Source organism: Streptomyces sp. NPDC001292 (assembly GCF_042896465.1).
GTDB lineage: Bacteria > Actinomycetota > Actinomycetes > Streptomycetales > Streptomycetaceae > Streptomyces.
The window spans coordinates 1-3,002 of the sequence record NZ_JBIAXG010000120.1 but is presented as its reverse complement, the minus strand read 5'-3'; the positions used below and the strand labels follow the sequence as shown (position 1 = coordinate 3,002).

General features: G+C 71.3%; 2 protein-coding genes. Both read left to right on the top strand.

Going from position 1 to position 3,002, the window contains the following annotated elements; translation table 11 throughout:
• A partial coding sequence (locus tag ACFY4A_RS42415) for a phosphopantetheine-binding protein (RefSeq protein WP_390834646.1) occupies window positions 1–407 on the top strand: 407 nt, incomplete at its 5' end.
• The coding region (locus ACFY4A_RS42410) for an amino acid adenylation domain-containing protein (RefSeq protein WP_390834645.1) at window positions 407–3,002 on the top strand (2,596 nt) is incomplete at its 3' end. The genes ACFY4A_RS42415 and ACFY4A_RS42410, both read left to right, overlap by 1 nt.

The following is a 3,002-nucleotide window of genomic DNA, read 5'->3' as shown; positions in this document are numbered from 1 at the left end:
CCGCGAGTCGGCTCCCGGAGTACATGGTTCCGTCCGCCGTCGTCGTCCTTGACGAGCTCCCGGTGACCGTGAACGGCAAGCTGGACCGCAGGGCCCTGCCCGCCCCCGAACACACCGCCACCAGCAGCCGAGGGCCGGCCAACGCCCGCGAGGAAATCCTGTGCGCTGCTTTCGCCGAAATCCTCGGCCTGGAGAGCGTGGGCGTGGACGACGACTTCTTCCTGCTCGGCGGGCATTCCCTGTTGGCCATGGAACTCGTCAGCTCGATCCGAGAGGCCCTCGGGATCGACGTACGTATCGCAGACATATTCGAGGCACCGACGGCGGCCGGGCTCGCGCGTCTGGTCGGAGACCAAAAATCAGCTAGGCCAGCATTGCGGCCGATGCGTCGCCAGGAGGAGTCCTGATGATCCCGTTGTCGTTCGCGCAGCGCCGGTTGTGGTTCATCCAGCAGATGGAGGGACCGAGCGCCACGTACAACATCCCGGTCGCACTGAGGCTGTCGGGCGCAGTGGACCGGCAGGCGCTCGCCGCCGCGTTACGCGATGTGCTCGGCCGGCACGAGGTGCTGCGCACGGTCTTCCCCGTCGAAGGCGGAGAGCCCTACCAGCGCGTCCTCGGTCTGCAGGACCTGGATTGGGAGCTCCAGGTGGTGGAGGTGGCGCCGGAGGAGCTGGACGGTGCCGTCGCCGCCGCGGCGGGACATGCCTTCGACCTGTCCGTGGACGTGCCCGTCCGGGCGTGGCTGTTCGCGGCCGGGCCGGACGAGTATGTGCTGACGCTGGTCGTGCACCACATCGCGGGGGACGGCTGGTCGATGCGACCGCTGGCCCAGGACGTCTCCGTGGCGTACGCGGCGCGGTGTGCGGGCCGGGCGCCGGAGTGGGAGCCGCTGCCCGTCCAGTACGCGGACTACACCCTGTGGCAGCAGGAACTCCTCGGTGCGGAGGACGACCCGCATAGCTTGTTGAACCGTCAGGTCGACTACTGGCGTGAGGCGCTGGACGGAGCGCCGCAGGAGCTGGCGCTGCCGTTCGACCGGCCGCGCCCCGTGGCCGCCAGTCATCAGGGGCACAGCGTTCCGCTCGACATCCCGGCCGATGTCCACGCGCGGCTCGCGAAGCTGGCCCGTGACGAGCGCGTGACGGTGTTCATGGTGCTGCAGGCGGCCCTCTCGGTGCTGCTCTCCCGGCTGGGCGCGGGCAGGGACATTCCCATCGGGTCCGCGATCGCCGGGCGTACCGATGCGGCTTTGCGCGACCTCGTCGGTTTCTTCGTCAACACGCTGGTGCTGAGAACCGACCTGTCGGGCGACCCGACGTTCCGTGAGGTGCTGGCGCGGGTGCGCGCGGCGAGCCTCGGGGCGTACGCGCATCAGGACGTGCCCTTCGAGCGGCTCGTCGAGGAGCTGGCACCGGCCCGCTCCCTCTCCCGCCACCCCCTTTTCCAGGTGATGCTCACGCTCCAGAACACCGCCGAAGCCGTGGTGGACCTCCCCGGTCTCAGGACCGAGGAGATGACGGCGGAGCTGTCGGCGGTGAAGTTCGACGTCTCCGTGAGCCTGGGTGAGGTCTTCGACAACGAGGGCGAGCCGGTGGGCATCCGTGGATCCCTGACCGTGGCGGCGGACCTGTTCGACATGGAGAGCGCCGAGCGGCTGGCGCAGCGTTGGACACAGGTGCTGGAGCTGCTGTCCGCCCGTCCGCAGACCCGGCTCCGCGAGGTCGACGTGCTGAGCGCGGACGAGCGGCGGCAGGTGCTCGCCGAATGGAACGACACCTCGGCCGGCGCGCCCGAGCTGTCGGTGCCGGAACTCTTCGAGGCGCACGCCGTGCGGACACCGGACGCGGTGGCCCTCGTGGCGGACGGCCTGGAGGTGAGCTACGCCGAGCTGGACGAGCGTACGAACCGGCTGGCCCGGTACCTGGTGGGCCGTGGTGTGGTCCCGGAGTCGGTGGTGGCGCTGTGCCTGCCGCGCGGCATCGAGATGATCTCCGCGATCCTGGCGGTCTGGAAGGCCGGGGGCGCGTACCTCCCCGTCGACGTGGAGCTGCCGGCGGAGCGGATCGCGTTCATGCTGGCCGACAGCGGCGCCCAGGTGCTGCTGGGCACGCGGGACGTGCTCGACGTCCTGCCCGCCGACGAGGTGCCCGCCGTGGTGGCTCTGGACGACTCGGCCGTCATGGCCGAGGTCGCGCAGTCCCAGGCCACCGCTCCGGGGACACCCACGTCCTCTGCGCGGCTGGCGTACGTGATCTACACGTCCGGCTCGACGGGACGGCCTAAGGGCGTCGCGGTCACGCACGACTCCCTGGCCAACTACGTGTCCTCGGTGCCGGCCCGGGTCGGCTTCGGGGAGCCCGGCGGCCGTTACGCGCTGCTCCAGGCCCAGGGGACCGACCTCGGCAACACCGTGGTGTTCGCCAGTCTCGCCACGGGCGGCCGGCTGCACGTCCTGGACGAGCGGGCCGTGACCGATCCGGCGGCGGTGGCGGAATATCTGGCGGCCAACGCCATCGACTACGTGAAGGCGGTCCCCTCGCATCTGGCGGCGCTGACCGCGGCCGGCGGTGCGGCGGGCCTCCTGCCGGCCCGCTCGTTGGTGCTGGGCGGAGAGGCCGCGTCGCTCCCGTGGGTGCGGGAACTGCTCTCGGCGGCCGGAGACCGAGGGGTCTTCAACCACTACGGCCCCACCGAGACCACGATCGGTGTGGCCACCGGACGCTTCTCCGACCTGCTGCCTGCCGACGGCACCACGCCCGGCCGCATGCCGCTGGGCACCCCCCTTGGGACACCGATCGCCAACACGCGCCTGTACGTCCTGGACGAGTCACTCGCTCCCGTGGCGCCCGGAGTCGTCGGGGAGCTGTACGTCGCCGGTGCCGCACTCGCCCGGGGGTATGTGCGCCGTGCCGGGCTGACCGCCGAGCGGTTCGTGGCGTGCCCGTTCGGTGGCGTGGGCGAGCGGATGTACCGGACCGGCGACCGCGCCCGCTGGTCGG